The following is a 15,559-nucleotide window of genomic DNA, read 5'->3' as shown; positions in this document are numbered from 1 at the left end:
CATGACGACGCTGCTGCTCGCCGAGCACGACAACAAGAGCCTCAACGAGGCCACCCGCAAGGCCCTGACCGCCGCCAGGGCGCTCGGTGCGCCCGTCCATGTCCTCGTCGCCGGCCAGGGTGCCCAGGCGGTGGCCGACGCCGCCGCGAAGCTCGACGGCGTCGAGAAGGTGCTGCTGGCGGACGATGCCGCCTTCGGCCATCATCTCGCCGAGCCCTTGGCCGCGCTGATCGTCTCGCTCGCGGGCGGCTATGACGCCATCGTCGCGGCCGGCACCACCACCGGCAAGAACGTCACGCCCCGCGTCGCCGCCCTGCTCGACGTGATGCAGGTCTCGGAGATCACCAAGGTCGTCTCGCCCGACACCTTCGAGCGGCCGATCTATGCCGGCAACGCCATCCAGACGGTGCAGTCGGGCGACGCCAAGAAGGTCATCACCGTCCGCGGCGCCTCCTTCGCGGCCGCCGCGGACGGCGCCGCCACCGCCCCGGTCGAGGCCGTCGCCGCCGCAGCCCAGGACGGCTCCTCCCAGTTCAAGGGCGAGGAGGTCGCCAAGTCCGACCGGCCGGAACTGGCCTCGGCCAAGATCATCATCTCCGGCGGCCGCGCGCTCGGCTCGTCGGAGGCCTTCGGCAAGGTCATCGAGCCGATCGCTGACAGGCTCGGCGCGGCGATGGGCGCCTCGCGCGCCGCGGTCGACGCCGGCTACGCGCCCAATGACTGGCAGGTCGGCCAGACCGGCAAGGTCGTGGCGCCCGATCTCTACATCGCGGTCGGCATCTCCGGCGCGATCCAGCATCTCGCCGGCATGAAGGATAGCAAGGTCATCGTCGCCATCAACAAGGACGAGGAGGCACCGATCTTCCAGGTCGCCGATTACGGCCTCGTCGGGGATCTCTTCACCCTGCTGCCGGAGCTCGACGCCGAACTCGCCAAGATCGGCAAATAGGCCCGAACCAGCGGGGCGCGGCGGGCGGCCAATCGGACGCTGCGCTGCGCCCGCGATTGATATATGAAGAGGCAGCCGCGCGCGGCGGCCCGCATCGGCTTCCGGCATGGAGGCGGTGATATCGGAGATGGAACAGACCATGTCGGCTCAGGCGATCAGGACGATCGGCATCATCGGCGCGGGCCAGATGGGCAACGGCATCGCCCATGTGGCGGCCGTGGCGGGGTTCGAGGTGAGGCTGCACGACGTCGCCGAGGAGCGCATCAACGCGGCGCTGGCGACGATCGACGGCAACATGGCCCGCCAGGTCGCCAAGGGCGCCATCGGTGACGAGATCCGCCGCGACGCGATGGCCAAGATCACCGCCGCCCCGAAGCTCGAGGGCCTCGCCGATTGTGACCTCGTCATCGAGGCCGCGACCGAGAGCGAGGAAACCAAGCGCAAGATCTTCACCGCCGTCTGCCAGCACATCAAGCCGGAGACGATGCTGGCCTCCAACACCTCCTCGATCTCGATCACGCGGCTGGCCGCCGCGACCGACCGGCCCGAGCGCTTCATCGGCATCCATTTCATGAACCCCGTGCCGCTGATGCAGCTCGTCGAGCTGATCCGCGGCATCGCCACCGACGACCAGACCTTCGAGCTCGCCAAGGAGTTCGTCGGCAAGCTCCACAAGACGGTCTCGGTCTCCGAGGATTTCCCCGCCTTCATCGTCAACCGCATCCTGCTGCCGATGATCAACGAGGCCGTCTACACGCTCTATGAGGGCGTCGGTTCGGTCGAGGCGATCGACACCGCGATGAAGCTCGGCGCCAACCACCCGATGGGGCCGCTGCAGCTGGCCGACTTCATCGGCCTCGACACCTGCCTTTCGGTCATGCAGGTGCTTCATGACGGCCTGGCGGATTCCAAGTATCGCCCCTGCCCGCTGCTGGTGAAATACGTCGAGGCCGGCTGGCTCGGCCGCAAGACCAAGCGCGGTTTCTACGATTACCGCGGCGAGAAGCCGGTTCCGACGCGCTGAAGTCGGGCTCAAGCCCGGGTTTGACCCGGGCATTGCCTCCCATCACATCCTGCATCAGAGGGTCGGGTCGTCCCCGATCCCGACGCTCGCGGCGGCCCAATCGCCGCACCCCTTCACATTCCTGTCGTGCCGCGCTTACATTGATGCCCATGCGGGATTCGTCTTGCATGTGAAAGCGGAGGTGCGGCGGGTTTGACGGCGCATGTGATGCATCCGATGGCCTCGCCGGATGGTTGTCCGGCGCTGGTTCTCAATGCCGATTTTCGGCCCCTGAGCTATTATCCGCTCTCCCTCTGGAGCTGGCAGGACGCGATCAAGGCGGTCTTCATGGACCGCGTGAACATCGTCTCCGAGTACGACACCGTCGTCCGCAGCCCGAGCTTCGACATGCGGCTGCCCTCGGTCGTCTCGCTCAAGACCTATATCAAGCCCTCGCGCACGCCGGCCTTCACGCGCTTCAACGTCTTCCTGCGCGACCGGTTCGCCTGCCAGTATTGCAGCGCCCGCGACGAATTGACCTTCGACCACGTCATCCCGCGCTCGAAGGGCGGGCTCACCACCTGGGAGAACGTGGTCGCGGCCTGCTCGCCCTGCAATCTGCGCAAGGGCGACAAGATGCCGGCCGCGGTCGACATGTTCCCGATGCAGAAGGCCTATGCGCCGACGATCAACGACCTGCACCGCAACGGCAAGCTCTTCCCGCCGAACTATCTCCACGAGAGCTGGCTCGACTATCTCTACTGGGATTCCGAACTGGAGCCGTGAGGCGATGGCTCAGGCGCGCAGGCGCCCGAGCACGCCGATCACCGCCGCCGCGAACAGGGCGAGCGAGGCCAGCACGTTCCAGCCCGCCAGAGACAGGCCCAGGAACCGCCACGCCGCCTCCGTGCAGCTGACGACCCGTGTCGTCTGGAGCTGCTTCATGAAGTCCTGTACGCCGGCCGCGGCCGGCGCAGCCGCCCCGCCGCAATCGTTCGGGCCGGCGAACCAGCCCCATTCGACGCCGGCATGATAGACGCCGAGCCCGGTGCTCCAGGTCATCAGGCCGGCGAGCCCCAGCAGAGCCAGCCACTGAAGCCGGGGCGACCGCGCCAGCACCAGCCCGGCCGCCGCGAGGCCCATCGCGGTATAGTGCGGCAGGCGCTGCTCGAGGCAGAGCTTGCAGGGCTTCAGGCCCACCACGATCTCGAAGAACCAGGCCCCGGCGATCAGGGCGAGGCAGGCAAGGCCGATGAGCGCGATCAGGCGCCGCGGCGTCGCTCCGGTGCGTTGCGTGACGGAGGCGGAGAGGGTCATCGGCAGGCTCGGCGGGCGCGGTCGGAGGACGAAGGAGGCGGGCGCACCCTGCGGCCCGCCTGCGGCCGAAATACAGCAGGAACGCCGCAACGGCAGCCCTTTCGCCGATCACATTTCAGGCGCGACGACCCTTCGCTCTGCAAGCACGGACGCCGATTGACCGGCCGCAGTCGATCGCTATAGTCCGCCCCGCCCGCAAGGGGCCCCTGTGGCGGAATTGGTAGACGCGCTCGACTCAAAATCGAGTTCCGCAAGGAGTGCTGGTTCGATTCCGGCCAGGGGCACCATCATCAGCCGAGGCGTTCATGCCTGGCGGCCACCGGCCAATGCCCCCGACACAGGTCGCTATTCGGGTTTGATACCAGCCGCCCGCGCGATGGACTTCATGGCCGCGATCTCCGCGGTGATCTCGCCCGGCCAGTCGGCATAGGGCCGGTAGACCGGCTCGAACCCTGATTTCGTCATCGCGGCCAGCGCCGCCGGATCGCGCATCACGGCGGCCAGTGCGTCGCCGAGCCTGGCCCTGGCCTCGGCGGGGATACCCTTCGCGGTGACCAGCGCGACCCAGGAGGAGAGGTCGATGCCTGGAAAGCCGAGCTCCTGCAGCGTGGGCACCTCCGGCAGCATGGCCGAGCGCTTCGCCGAGGTGACCGCCAGCGGGCGGATCTTGCCCGCCTCGATCTGCGGTTTGGCCGCCACGATCGTGTCGATCAGGAACGGCACATGCTTGCCGACGAGATCGTTCATCGCAGGGCCGCTGCCCCGGTAGGGGACATGCGCCATCTTGATCCCGGCCACCGATTTGAACCATTCGCCGGCGAAGTGCGAGACGGTGGCCGTTCCAAACGACGCCAGGGTCAGATTGTCGGGCTCGGCCCTGGCTGCCGCCACAAGCGCCGCCACATCCCGCGCCGCATGGTCGGCATGGGTCACCAGCACGAGATTGGCGGTGGCGACCTGCGCCAGGGGCTCGAAATCCTGGGCGGCGTCGTAAGGCAGGCTCGGCATCACCGCCGGGTTGAGCGTGAAGGTGGAGTTCGAGCTGATGAACAGGGTGTATCCGTCCCGGGGCGCCTGCAGCAGCGCCTGGGCCCCGATCACCGTCCCCGCGCCCGGCCGGTTCTGCACGATCACCGGCTGCCCGAGCCGGCTCTCCAACTCCTTGGCGAGGAAGCGGCTCAGGACATCGGCGGCCCCGCCCGCCGCGTAGGGCGCGATGATCTGCAGCGGCCGGTTCGGAAACGCCGCCTGGCCCAGCGCAGCCAGCGGCAACAGGGTCCCCAGCCCGACGAGCACGGCCCGCGCGAATTTCCTGATCATGTCACCCTCCCCTCGGGCCTGTCGCCGGCCCGCTCGGTCGATCAATTGACCGATCAATGATTGCAACGTCAAGCGCACTGCCACCAAGATGGCCTCATGACGCAAGACGCGAGTCCCCAGCAGCCGGCGGATCTGGAAGCGCTCCTGACCTTCCGGCTGGTCCGCTTCAACGCGGCCCTGAACCGCCAGAGCGTCCGGCTGTTGCGCGAGGCCGGCGGGCTGAACATTCCCCAGTGGCGCATCATCGCGTTCCTGGCCGCCCATGGCGCGATGACGGGGCGTCAGCTCGCCGAGGTCGCGGGCCTCGATCCCGGCCTGACGAGCCGCTGCCTGCAGGAACTCACCCAGCGTGGCCTCGCCTCCTGTGAACGGCGGCCGGGGGATCGCCGCGCCGTCTGGGCGCAGCTGACCGACGAGGGCCGCGCCCTCGAAGCGCGGGTGCGGCCGGTCATGCGGGCGCGCCACGAACGCCTTCTCGCGGCCCTGGACGAGACCGAGCGGCAGCAGGTCTTCGTGATCATCGAGAAGCTCAGGGAGGCGGTCCTGCGCGGCTGAGCCGCCCTGATGAGGCAGGGACGCGATGGGCCGTGCCGCCAGTCTCGTGCACACCAGGAGAAGGGATCGGCGCTCGGACGCCCGTCGCTAGCCCCAGCCCTCCGAATCGTCCTCGTGCCGGGCTTCCCATTTCTCGATCGCCTCGACGAGGCCGATGAGTTCGGCCTCGTCCGCGGTGCCCGGCGCCGGGTGCCCGAGTTCAGCCACCCGCTCGAGCGCCCGCTCGTAATCGTCCGCGCAGCGGACGATCGCCTTCTTCTCCGCGATCATGTCCCGTCTCCCTGAGCGAGGGCCGGATGGTTGCGCGTCTCATAGGCGACCATCGCAGCACTGATGGCGAGAAACTCGTCATGCGCCTGCCCATCGGCCGGAGTGTCACCCAGCGCAGCGAGCCTGGCGAGGGCGGCGTCGTAATCCTCGCTGGTCTCGATCGTCATGGCCACCGCCTCTGTTTGTCCTCAGCCTGAAAAACCGGGGACGGCGCGGATCGTTCCCCGGGACAGCCTAGCGCATCAGTCCCGCTGCCCGCAGCGCATCGGCGATGACCTGGCCCGGCCCGGAGGCTGCCGGCTGCGGCGGCAGGGGCCGGGCCGTCTCGGCCGGCCGGCTTCGGGCTGCGGACGCATCCGCGCCCGGCGCCGTGGCAACCGCCGCGACGGCATCCGTGAGCTGCCAGAACGCCGCGATGTGCCGGGACGAGGAGATTCCGGCCTGCAGCATGTGCGGCCCCGGAACGCCGATTCCGTCGCCGCCATCGATCGGCGTGCCATGCCCGAGGCCGGCCACCGTGAAGGCCTCGATGCGCGCCGTGCCGGCGCCGTCGCGCCAGACGCGGCGGCGATGGGGGCCGAGCGACAAGGTCTCGGACGGGCTTTCGGCCAGGCCATGGAGCTGCCGCCACTGCGCCAGCACGGCCTCGCCATTGGCCGGCGCGACCGTGTGGTCGCGCGACCCGTGCCAGACCGAGAGCGTGGGCCAGGGTCCGCTATGGCGCGAAGCCGCCCGCACCGCGCGCAGCAGCGCGGCCTCCCCCGGCAGGCCCTGCCCGCGCATGCGCTCCAGCGCCTCGGGAACGCCCGAGGCGCTGCCATAGGGCAGGCCGGCGATGATCGCCCCGCCCGCGAAGAGTTCCGGATAGGTCGCGAGCATCGCGGCGGCCATCGCCCCGCCCGCGGACAGGCCGGTGACGAAGACGCGGCGGCGGTCGAGCCCGTAGCCGGTGATCGTCCCCTCGATCATCTGGGCGATCGAGAGCGCCTCGCCCGCCTCGCGGGCGATGTCGCCGGGCGCGAACCAGTTGAAGCAGAGATTGGCGTTGTTGGCGCGCTGTTGCTCCGGAAACAGCAGGGCGAAGCCATGCCGGTCGGCGAGGCGGGACCATCCCGAGCCGAGGTCGTAGGCCGCCGCGCTCTGGGTGCAGCCATGCAGCACCACGACGAGCGGCGCTCCGGGTTCCAGCCCCTCGGGACGATAGCGATGGGCCCGCAGGGCGCCGGGATTGGAGCCGAAGCCGGCCCATTCGGTCAGCCGGGACGGGACGGCGGCCCCGGATCCCTGGCCGCGGGCGGCGGCGAGACGGGCGATGGTATCCGACAGTCGGGGCATGGTGCGCTCCTGCGCCGGCCGCGACGGCATGACGACGGCCTTTCGATCCTCAACGCGATCATAACCGTTTATGTTGCAACGCAACATCACCGATGCGGCACCGGGCCTGCGGGATTGCCCGGCACGGCTTGATCGCGGAGAGTGGCGCCCCCTCCCCTGGACGACGTCTTCCCGTGCGCATCCTGCTGATCAATCCCAACACGACGGCCGAAGTGACCGCCCTGATGGCGCGGGTGCTGGCGCCGATGCTGCCGCAGGGCGTCACGCTGAAGCCCGTCACGGGCCGCTTCGGCGCACGCTACATCGCCAGCCGCAGCGCCGCCGCCATCGCCGGCCATGCCACGCTCGACGCCTTCGCCGAGCATGGCGGCGATTGCGACGCGGTCTATCTCGCCTGCTTCGGGGACCCCGGGCTGCTCGCGCTGAAGGAGCTCGCCGCCGTGCCCGTGATCGGCATGGCCGAGGCGAGCTGCATCGCGGCGGCCCGATGCGCCGAACGCTTCGCCATCGTCACCGGAGGGGAGCGCTGGGGGCCGATGCTGCGGGAATTCGTCGGCACGCTCGGGCTGGGAGACCGGCTCGCCGGGATCGAGACCGTCGCCCCGACCGGGGCCGAGATCGCGCGCGACCCCGACGGCGCCATCGCCCTGCTGACGCAGGCCTGCCGGGACGCCGCGGCGCGTAACGGCGCCGGTGCCGTCATTCTCGGCGGCGCGGGGCTCGCCGGCCTCGCGGCGCGCATCGCGCCCCATCTCGACCTGCCCGTCATCTGCTCGGTCGAGGCCGGTCTCGCCGCCGTCCTGGCGGCCCTGCGCGACCCGGCCGACAAGCCGCGGCACGGAGATCTCGCCTTTCCCGCGGGGATCGCCAGCATCGGCCTGGGCGAACGCCTCGCGGCCCGTCTCGCCGACCCGGCCGGAACCGGGTCGGCGTAGGAAACGGGCGGTCTCAGCCCTTGCGGGCGAGAGACAGGCCGTTCTCGGCGGCGATGAAGTCCGACAGCATCGGCACGTAATCGTCGCTCTTCCCGGCAGCGACGGCGCGGGCGAAGCTGTTCTTCACGGCGTTGCCGATCGGGTTGGGCACGCCGGCCGCATTCGCCACGCTCTCCAGATAGCGCACGTCCTTCAGTGCGTTGACCAGCGTGAACTTGTGGGCGTCGCGGTCCCTCTCAAGCACATACTGCATGAAGGTCTGGTAGAAGCCGCAATCCATCCGGCTGCCGCGCAGCACGCTGTCGAAGGTCTGCGGCGTGATGTCGATCTTCGCGGCCAGGGTCAGCGCCTCGGCATAGATCGCCGCATAGCCCATCGAGAGGAAGTTGTTCAGAAGCTTCATCTTGTGGCCGTCGCCGACCGGGCCGAGATGCACGACCTTCTGCGCCCAGGCCTCGATCGCCGGCTTGATCCGCGCGAACACCTCCGGCGTCGTCCCGACCATCGCCGAGAGCTGGCCGAGCGCAGCCTGGGCCGGCGTGCCGCCGAGCGGCGCATCGGCCAGATGCAGGCCCTTGGCCTCCAGCTCGCCGGCGATCCGCACCGTCACCGTCGGGTCCGAGGTCGAGCAGTCGATGATCACGGTGCCGGGCTTGGCGCCGGCCGCGATGCCGTCGGGCCCGTTCACCACGGCCTCGACCTGGGCCGAGCCGGTCACGCACAGGAAGATGATGCTGGCGTTCTGCGCGAGCTCCCGGGGCGTCTTGGCCTCCTTCGCGCCGCCGGCGACGAGGGTCTCGACCGGCTTGCGGTTGCGATGCCCCATGACGGTGAGGGGGAAGCCCTTGTTGAGCAGGCTCTGGGCCATGCCCTGCCCCATCAGACCGACGCCGATGAAGCCCACTGATTCTTTGGTTGCAGTCATCTTCAATTTCTCCTGTTTATATGAGAATGACGGATCGACGTGATGGAACGCCCGACCAAGAACCGGTCGCAGGGTCGCGTTTCCGACGCCGGAGAAGAGCGTCATGACCAGCAGCGGCCCCGTCAGTGCCGGTTCCCCCGTCAAGCCAACGGCTGCGCAGTCGGTCGCGCGCGGTCGCGTCACGCTTCAGATCATCGCCGATCGGCTCGCGGTCTCGACCGCGACGGTGTCGCTCGCGCTCCGCGGCTCGCCGCTGGTGGCGGAATCGACGCGGGCCCGCGTCCAGCAGATGGCCCGCGAGATGGGCTACAGCTACAACCGCAGCGCCGCCTCGCTGCGGACTGACCGCACCAATATCCTCGGCGTCGGCTTCCACGACATCACGAACCCCTATTTCGCCGAATTGCTGTCGGCGATCGAGGAGACGACCACGGCCCATGGCCGCTCGATCCTGCTCGGCACCTATGGCGAGGACCTCGAACGGCAGGACCGCGTCCTCAACACGCTCAAGGAGTACCGCCCCGACGGGATGATCCTCTGCGCCGCCGGCGGCTCGACGCCGGAAACCTTCGCCCATCTGATCGCGGCCGGCGTTCCGATCGTCCAGCTCTCGCGCGAGATTACGCCCGATCTCGACTTCGTCGGCTCCGATGACCGCCACGGCACCATCCTGGCGATGGAGCATCTGATCGGACTCGGCCACCGGCGCATCGCCTTCATCTGCCAGAACGAGCGGATCTCGACGGGCGCGAACCGCTATCGCGGCTATTGCGAGGTCCTGGCGCGCAACGGCATCCCGATCGACCCGGCGCTGGTCTATCCCGGGCATGGCACGCGCGAGAACGGCTCCAAGGGCATCCAGGCGGTTCTCGATGCGCCCGATCCCCCGACGGCGGCCGTGTGCATGAACGATCTCGCCGCCTTCGGGGCGATGCTCGGGCTGCGCCATCGCGGCCGCGAGGCAGGCTCCGATTTCTCGATCATCGGCTGCGACGACGTGCAGGAAGCGGCGCAATGGTATCCGGCGCTGACGACCATCCGCAATTTCCAGGACGAGATGGGCCGCACCTCGGCCGAATTCCTGATCAGCCGCATCGCCGATCCCGCCGCCCCGCCGCGCAGGCTGCTGCTGACGCCCGCCCTCGTCATCCGCGGCACGACGGCCCCGGCCCGCTGCTGAGCCCTGGGCGGGCGGCTCACGCATCGTTGGCGGGCTTGGCGTTGAGCGCGCGATAGGCCCGCACCACCTGCGAATCGTCGCGGCCGCCATGGCCCATCCCCGACGCCGCGAGGAACATCTGGTGCGCGGCGGCCGCCAGCGGCAGCGCCGTGCGCGCCGCCCGGCCGGCATCCAGCACGATCGACAGGTCCTTGACGAAGATGTCGACGGCGCTGGTCACCGCCGGGTCGGCCTCGTGCATGCGCGGTCCGCGGTCCTTCAGCATCCACGAGGAAGCGGCCGAGCCGCCCATGATCTCGAACAGCAGCCGCCCGTCGATCCCGGCCTTCTCCGCGAGCGAGAGCGCCTCCGCCGCGACCGCGATGTGCACGCCGCAGAGCAACTGGTTGACCGTCTTGACCGTTGCGCCCTGTCCGGGCGCCTGGCCGACATGGAAGACCTTGTCGCCCAGCGCCTCCAGCATTGGCCGCGCCAGCGCCATGGTCTCGTCGGGCGCCCCGACCATGATCGAGAGCGTCGCGGCGCGCGCGCCGACCACACCGCCCGACACCGGGGCATCGACGAAGCGCCGTCCGCTGGCGATGACCTGCGCCGCGATCGCCTCGACCTCGCCCGGCGGGCAGGTCGCCATCAGGATCACCACCGCGCCGGGCGCCAGCGCCGCGAGCGCCCCGGCCTCGAACAGCACGGCGCGCGCCTGCGCCGCGTTGACGACCATCAGAACCATCGCCTCGGCACCCGAAGCCGCGGCCGCGGCGCTCTCCGACGCGTGGCCGCCGGCGGCGACCAGCGCCTCGCGCGCACTCTCGCGCATGTCGAAACCGGTGACGCGGAACTGGCGCTTGACGAGGTTCTCGGCCATCGGCGCGCCCATGGCGCCGAGCCCGATGAAGGCGATGGAGGTCGGCATCTTCTGGTCAGGTCCTCTGTTGACGTCCCCCCGGCGACGTCAGGCGCCGGCCCGGGATCGGGTCGCGAGACTGGCCGATCGACGCTCGCGGCGCGAGCCCCGATCGGCGCGGTCCCGCCGTCGCGCACCGCATGACGGCGCAGGGGGCACGGGCGGCCCGCCTGCGCCGCAGGACCTCACTCCTTCACCGCTCCCGTCATCGCCGACACGTAATGCTCGACGAAGAAGGCGTAGAGGATCACCAGCGGCAGCGAGCCGATCAGCGCGCCCGCCATCAGCGAGCCCCAGCGGAAGATGTCGCCGTCGACGAAGTTGGAGATGATCGCCACCGGCACCGTCTTGTTGTGGTCCGAGGAGATGAAGGTCAGCGCGTAGATGAACTCGTTCCAGCACAGGGTGAAGGCGAAGATGAAGGCCGAGATCAGCCCGGGGATCGCCAGTGGCAGCACGATCTTGACCAGGATCTGCCAGCGGCTCGCCCCGTCCATCAGCGCGCATTCCTCGAGCTCGTAGGGAATGGTCTTGAAGTATCCCATCAAGAGCCAGGTGCAGAACGGGATCAGGATGGTCGGATAGGTCAGGATCAGCGCGAAGGGCGTATCGAACAGGCCATAGGCGTGGATCACGGCCGAGAGCGGGATGAACAGGATCGACGGTGGCACGAGATAGGCGAGGAAGATCAGCCCGCCGACCGTCGCCGCGCCCTTGTAGCGGATGCGGGTGATGGCATAGGCCGACAGCACGCTGGCGAAGATCGAGAGGAAGGTCGCCGCGGTGGCGACCATCATCGTGGTCATCAGCCAGCGCGGATAGGCGCTCTCGAACAGCAGCTTGTAGATGTGCTGGAAGGTCGGCTGGCTGACCCAGAGCGGGTTGCTGTTGTCGAGGTTGAGCAGCTGCGCATCCGGTTTGATCGAGGTGATCACCATCCAGTAGAACGGGAACAGCAGCACCACGAGGATGATGGCCAGCGGCATGTAGACGACCACCAGCTTGCGCGGCAGCGTCTCCAGATAGGCCATGCCCTCGCGATGGTCGGACAGCGTGCCCGGGGCTGCGTTGGATTTCAGGGCGGCGTCAGTCATTGCTCTCTCCCTGCTGCCACTTGCGGCGCTGAAGGCCGAACCAGCTGATCATGATGGCGGCCAGGAGGAAGGGCACCATGGCGGTGGCGATCGCGGCGCCCTCGCCCAGCCGCCCGCCCAGGATGCCGCGCTGATAGGACAGCGTCGCCATCAGCTGCGTCGCATTGACCGGGCCGCCACGGGTCATGGCCCAGATCAGCTGGAAATCGGTGAAGGTGAACAGAACCGAGAACGTCATCACCACGGCGATGATCGGGGTCAGCAGCGGATAGGTCACGAAGCGGAAGCGCTGCCAGCCCGAGGCGCCGTCGAGCGTCGCGGCCTCGTAGAGCGAGGGCGAGACGGTCTGTAGCCCGGCCAGCAGCGTGATCGCGATGAAGGGGATGCCGCGCCAGATATTGGCGAAGATGACGCTGCACTGCGCCAGGAACGGGTCGCCGAGCCAGTTGATGTACTGGCCCTTGTCGAGAAAACCCCATTTCTGCAGGAGCCAGGTGAAGATCGAGAACTGCGTGTCGAAGATCCACCAGAACGCCACCGCCGACAGCACGGTCGGCACGATGAACGGGATCAGCACGATGGCGCGGATGAACGCCTTGAACGGCATGTGATTGTTCAGGAGGATCGCGAGATAGAGCCCGATGGCGAATTTGAACACCGAAGCGACCGCCGTGTAGACGAGCGTGAAGGCGGTCGCGTTCAGGAAGTCGCTGTCGTCGAGCAGGTACTGGTAGTTTTCCAGCCCGATGAACACGCCGCCGCGGCCGATGCGCATGTCGGTCATGCTCATCCACATGCCCAGGATCAGCGGCCAGGCCAGGAAGAACAGCAGGAAGATCATGGTCGGAACCATGAACCAGAAGCCGAGCCAGTTCCGGTTGACCATCAGCCTTGTCCAGGCGGTGGTCTCCGGTGGGGCGGCGAACGAGCCTGAAGCCATCGCGAGCGCTTCCTCGATAAAAGGGTGTCTTCCTCCCGGCGCGCGCAAAGGCGCCGGGAGGAAGACCCGTAGACAGGGATGAAAGGCCCTTCCCTCGGCGCCGGTCAGGCGCTCCGGCCGGCGCTACCGCCGGCCGGAAAGGGTTCGGTCAGCGGTAGATCCGCTGCAGCTGCCGCTCGGCGAGCCGCATCGCACCATCGGCCGATTCGCGACCGGTGCAGAAGCTGGCGAACATGTCGACGACGATGAAGTCCGCCATGGCGGTCGCCGCCTTCTCGTCGAGCTTGCCGCGATGACCCGCGACAAGGCTGCGCTTGGAGGCGTCGCGGAACACCGTGTTCTTCGGGTCCTTGGTCCAGACCGGATTGTTGTCGAAGGCGTTCAGCGTATGCGTGAGGTAGCCGGCGGCCGCCTCCAGCCACGGGTTGAACTGCTCGGCTTCCAGCACGTAGGCCATGAACGCTTTGCAGGCGTTCGGGAACTTCGTGTAGGTCATCGCCATCATCGGGAAGCAGAGCTGGATCTCGGTCGGCTTGCCCGCCGGGCCGATCGGCCAGTAGGCATGATCCATATCCGCCGCGATTGCCTTCTGCTTCGGGTCGTTGGAGGCGTTCGCCGCGGCATAGATCGAGATGCCGTTGGCGGTCAGCCCGAGTTCGCCCGACAGGAACAGACGGTTGTTGGAGGCGTCGTTCCAGGCCGCCGTGCCCTGGATGAAGGTGTCGTACAGCGCCTTGGAATAGTTCAGCGCCGCTTCCGTCTCGGGCGAGCGGATGATCACCTTGCTGTTCTCGTCGACCTGCGCGGCGTTGTGGGACCACAGCAGCCAGTAGGCGTAGGAGTTGCCGTCGCCCGAGGCGCGCCCGAGCGGGAAGCCGGCCGGCGTGTTCTTGGCTTTCAGAGCCTTGCAGAGTTCCAGGAATCCGGCCGTCGTCTTCGGCACCTCGTTGAAGCCGGCCGCCTTGATCTGCGAGATGCGGTAGTTGATGTAGCCGCCGTTGATCGCGGCGGGGATCGCGATCCACTTGTTGCCGAGCTTGCCATAAGCCTCGGCCACCGGCACCCAGCCCCCATACTTCTTGCCGAGATAGTCCGCGACGTCGGTGACGTCGACGCAGCGGTTCGGGAACAGGTGCGGCGTCGAGTAGAGCGACCAGAACAGGTCCGGGCCCGTGCCGGTGTTGGCGGCGACGGATGCCTTCGGCTGCATGTCGTCGAAGGATTCCGACGTCACCGTGACGCGCACGCCCGTGGCCGCGGTGAAGGCCGCGACGATCTTGTTGAACTGCTCGTCCTCGGCGACGACGAAGCGGCGCCAGCGCATCAGGTTGAGGGTCGCGCCCGCCTCGGGCTTGAAGGGCGAGGCCTGCGCCCAGGCCTTGGCCCATTCGGTCATGCCGGAGCCGACGAGGGCGCCAGCGCCCGCCACGCCGGCGAGGCCCTTCAATGCGGAACGTCGTGTCGGTTTGGTCATCAGCGTCCTCCCATGGACTCGGTTGCTCGGCCCGGGGTCTGGAGCGCCCCATTGGCCTTGTGCTTCATCGCGCCCCGGGAGTTGGCCCCCCGTGGGCGCGGATGATCAGGTCATGCCGCCAGGCTTTTCCCCGTGCCGGCGTCGAAGAGATGCGTCACATTGGTGTCGGGCGTGATCCCGATCAGCTCGCCCGGCTTGGCGGTGATGCGCTCGCGGAACACGCAGGTCAGGCTCTGCCCGCCGCAGCGGACCACGACCTGCGTCTCCGAGCCCATCGGCTCGACCACGACGACCTCCGCCTTGAGGCCGTTCTCGTCGAGCTGGATATGCTCGGGCCGGATGCCGAGCACGGCGGCCTTGCCGTTGGAATCGGCCGGATGCGTCCCGATCGGCCAGACCACCCCACCTGCGGTCTCGAAGCCGGCGGGCGTGATCGTGCCGTTCAGCAGGTTCATCGAGGGCGAGCCGATGAAGGCAGCGACGAAAAGATTGGCGGGGCGGTCGTAGAGATCGAGCGGCGCGCCCATCTGCTCGACGATGCCGTCATGCATCACCACGATCTTGTCGGCCATGGTCATCGCTTCGATCTGGTCGTGCGTGACATACACCGTGGTGGTCTTCAGGCGCTGGTGCAGTTCCTTGATCTCGGTGCGCATCTGCACGCGCAGCTTGGCGTCGAGATTGGAAAGCGGCTCGTCGAACAGGAACACCTGCGGGTCGCGCACGATCGCGCGGCCCATCGCGACGCGCTGGCGCTGGCCGCCGGAAAGCTGGCGCGGATAGCGGTCGAGCAGCTTCTCGAGGCCGAGGATGGCCGCCGCCTTGCCGACGCGATCGGCGATCTCCTCCTTGGGAGCCTTCCGCAGCTTCATCGAGAACGCCATGTTGTCGGCGACGGTCATATGCGGATAAAGCGCATAGTTCTGGAACACCATCGCGATGTCGCGCTCTTTCGGCGGCACGTCGTTGACGACGCGCGGGCCGATCCGGATCTCGCCACCCGAGATGTTCTCGAGCCCGGCGATCATCCGCAGCAGCGTGGACTTGCCGCAGCCGGACGGGCCGACCAGAATCACGAACTCGCCGTCTTCGATGTCGATATCGACGCCGTGAATGACCTGGGTCGAGCCATACGCCTTGCGTACGTCGGCAATCTGCACTGAGGCCATCGGGCCTGTCTCCTCAACGTCGTTTCCCCGTGGACCCGGTGATCCGCCACAACGGGCGAAGTCCGGGCCGCATCGTCTATCGGCCTGTTGCGACCGATCGATGAAGGTTGCCGTCGGCTAAGGACCGTCCCGCTCCGGAGAACGGCGGTCCCTTGCACCGGCCTTCATCTGCGATAAAGTCATACCATACAT

At 68.3% G+C, this 15,559-nt stretch carries 17 protein-coding genes and 1 tRNA gene; 7 read left to right on the top strand and 11 right to left on the bottom strand.

Annotated features, from left to right (window positions below; translation table 11 throughout):
• The first annotated feature begins 1 nt into the window (after position 1).
• The 3 genes from SJY11_RS05055 to SJY11_RS05045 all read left to right on the top strand — a co-directional run bounded on the left by SJY11_RS05055 (position 2) and on the right by SJY11_RS05045 (position 2,738).
• Positions 2 to 949, top strand: a complete 948-nt coding sequence (locus tag SJY11_RS05055; protein ID WP_376985334.1) for an electron transfer flavoprotein subunit alpha/FixB family protein — start codon at positions 2 to 4, stop codon at positions 947 to 949.
• Between the two features lie 127 nt (positions 950 to 1,076).
• Entirely contained in the window at positions 1,077 to 1,973 is an 897-nt protein-coding gene (locus SJY11_RS05050; protein ID WP_326909990.1) for a 3-hydroxybutyryl-CoA dehydrogenase, read from the top strand.
• Positions 1,974 to 2,180: 207 nt separating this feature from the next.
• Entirely contained in the window at positions 2,181 to 2,738 is a 558-nt protein-coding gene (locus SJY11_RS05045; RefSeq protein ID WP_305693467.1) for an HNH endonuclease, read from the top strand.
• Positions 2,739 to 2,747: 9 nt separating this feature from the next.
• Here the strand turns inward: SJY11_RS05045 and SJY11_RS05040 are convergent, their stop codons facing one another.
• Positions 2,748 to 3,269, bottom strand: coding sequence for a disulfide bond formation protein B (locus tag SJY11_RS05040; protein WP_376985332.1), 522 nt, complete (start codon positions 3,267 to 3,269; stop codon positions 2,748 to 2,750).
• A gap of 202 nt (positions 3,270 to 3,471) precedes the next feature.
• Here SJY11_RS05040 and SJY11_RS05035 point away from each other — a divergent pair.
• Positions 3,472 to 3,556 (top strand) — tRNA-Leu (locus SJY11_RS05035).
• 58 nt (positions 3,557 to 3,614) lie between these two features.
• Here the strand turns inward: SJY11_RS05035 and SJY11_RS05030 are convergent.
• Positions 3,615 to 4,589, bottom strand: a complete 975-nt coding sequence (locus SJY11_RS05030) for a Bug family tripartite tricarboxylate transporter substrate binding protein (protein WP_376985330.1) — start codon at positions 4,587 to 4,589, stop codon at positions 3,615 to 3,617.
• Positions 4,590 to 4,685: 96 nt separating this feature from the next.
• Between SJY11_RS05030 and SJY11_RS05025 the strand changes: the two genes are divergently transcribed.
• Positions 4,686 to 5,144: a MarR family winged helix-turn-helix transcriptional regulator gene (locus tag SJY11_RS05025; protein ID WP_376985328.1), complete on the top strand. Its 459-nt coding sequence runs from the start codon at positions 4,686 to 4,688 to the stop codon at positions 5,142 to 5,144.
• An 87-nt stretch (positions 5,145 to 5,231) separates the two neighbouring features.
• On the opposite strand, the gene SJY11_RS05020 is transcribed toward SJY11_RS05025, so the two are convergent.
• The 3 genes from SJY11_RS05020 to SJY11_RS05010 all read right to left on the bottom strand — a co-directional run bounded on the left by SJY11_RS05020 (position 5,232) and on the right by SJY11_RS05010 (position 6,749).
• Positions 5,232 to 5,414, bottom strand: a complete 183-nt coding sequence (locus tag SJY11_RS05020) for a hypothetical protein (protein ID WP_376985326.1) — start codon at positions 5,412 to 5,414, stop codon at positions 5,232 to 5,234.
• Complete coding sequence (locus tag SJY11_RS05015) at positions 5,411 to 5,581, bottom strand: hypothetical protein (protein WP_376985324.1); 171 nt, start codon at positions 5,579 to 5,581, stop codon at positions 5,411 to 5,413. Before SJY11_RS05015 ends, SJY11_RS05020 begins: the two co-directional genes overlap by 4 nt.
• Before the next feature lie 67 nt (positions 5,582 to 5,648).
• Positions 5,649 to 6,749: an extracellular catalytic domain type 1 short-chain-length polyhydroxyalkanoate depolymerase gene (locus tag SJY11_RS05010; RefSeq protein WP_376985323.1), complete on the bottom strand. Its 1,101-nt coding sequence runs from the start codon at positions 6,747 to 6,749 to the stop codon at positions 5,649 to 5,651.
• A 173-nt stretch (positions 6,750 to 6,922) separates the two neighbouring features.
• Between SJY11_RS05010 and SJY11_RS05005 the strand changes: the two genes are divergently transcribed.
• A complete protein-coding gene (locus tag SJY11_RS05005) occupies positions 6,923 to 7,684 on the top strand; it encodes an aspartate/glutamate racemase family protein (protein ID WP_376985321.1) in 762 nt (253 codons plus the stop codon).
• A 13-nt stretch (positions 7,685 to 7,697) separates the two neighbouring features.
• On the opposite strand, the gene SJY11_RS05000 is transcribed toward SJY11_RS05005, so the two are convergent.
• Complete coding sequence (locus tag SJY11_RS05000) at positions 7,698 to 8,609, bottom strand: NAD(P)-dependent oxidoreductase (RefSeq protein WP_376985319.1); 912 nt, start codon at positions 8,607 to 8,609, stop codon at positions 7,698 to 7,700.
• A gap of 103 nt (positions 8,610 to 8,712) precedes the next feature.
• Between SJY11_RS05000 and SJY11_RS04995 the strand changes: the two genes are divergently transcribed.
• Positions 8,713 to 9,789: a LacI family DNA-binding transcriptional regulator gene (locus SJY11_RS04995; RefSeq protein WP_376985318.1), complete on the top strand. Its 1,077-nt coding sequence runs from the start codon at positions 8,713 to 8,715 to the stop codon at positions 9,787 to 9,789.
• A 16-nt stretch (positions 9,790 to 9,805) separates the two neighbouring features.
• Here SJY11_RS04995 and SJY11_RS04990 read toward each other — a convergent pair whose 3' ends face one another.
• The 5 genes from SJY11_RS04990 to SJY11_RS04970 all read right to left on the bottom strand — a co-directional run bounded on the left by SJY11_RS04990 (position 9,806) and on the right by SJY11_RS04970 (position 15,367).
• Complete coding sequence (locus tag SJY11_RS04990; protein ID WP_376985316.1) at positions 9,806 to 10,699, bottom strand: NAD(P)-dependent oxidoreductase; 894 nt, start codon at positions 10,697 to 10,699, stop codon at positions 9,806 to 9,808.
• Positions 10,700 to 10,875: 176 nt separating this feature from the next.
• On the bottom strand, positions 10,876 to 11,784 hold the full coding sequence (locus SJY11_RS04985; RefSeq protein WP_376985314.1) for a carbohydrate ABC transporter permease: 909 nt from the start codon (positions 11,782 to 11,784) through the stop codon (positions 10,876 to 10,878).
• Entirely contained in the window at positions 11,777 to 12,724 is a 948-nt protein-coding gene (locus SJY11_RS04980) for a carbohydrate ABC transporter permease (protein ID WP_326910016.1), read from the bottom strand. The genes SJY11_RS04985 and SJY11_RS04980 overlap by 8 nt, the downstream gene beginning before the upstream one ends.
• Positions 12,725 to 12,872: 148 nt before the next feature.
• Positions 12,873 to 14,198 carry an ABC transporter substrate-binding protein gene (locus tag SJY11_RS04975; RefSeq protein ID WP_376985312.1) on the bottom strand — a complete coding sequence of 442 codons (1,326 nt, stop codon included), beginning with the start codon at positions 14,196 to 14,198 and terminating at the stop codon, positions 12,873 to 12,875.
• Between the two features lie 110 nt (positions 14,199 to 14,308).
• Positions 14,309 to 15,367, bottom strand: a complete 1,059-nt coding sequence (locus SJY11_RS04970) for an ABC transporter ATP-binding protein (protein WP_326910020.1) — start codon at positions 15,365 to 15,367, stop codon at positions 14,309 to 14,311.
• Between the last annotated feature and the right edge of the window lie 192 nt (positions 15,368 to 15,559).

The organism is Allobosea sp. R86505, from assembly GCF_042466375.1.
In the GTDB taxonomy this organism is placed as follows: Bacteria; Pseudomonadota; Alphaproteobacteria; order Rhizobiales; family Beijerinckiaceae; genus Allobosea.
This window is presented reverse-complemented; position numbering and strand designations above follow the sequence as displayed.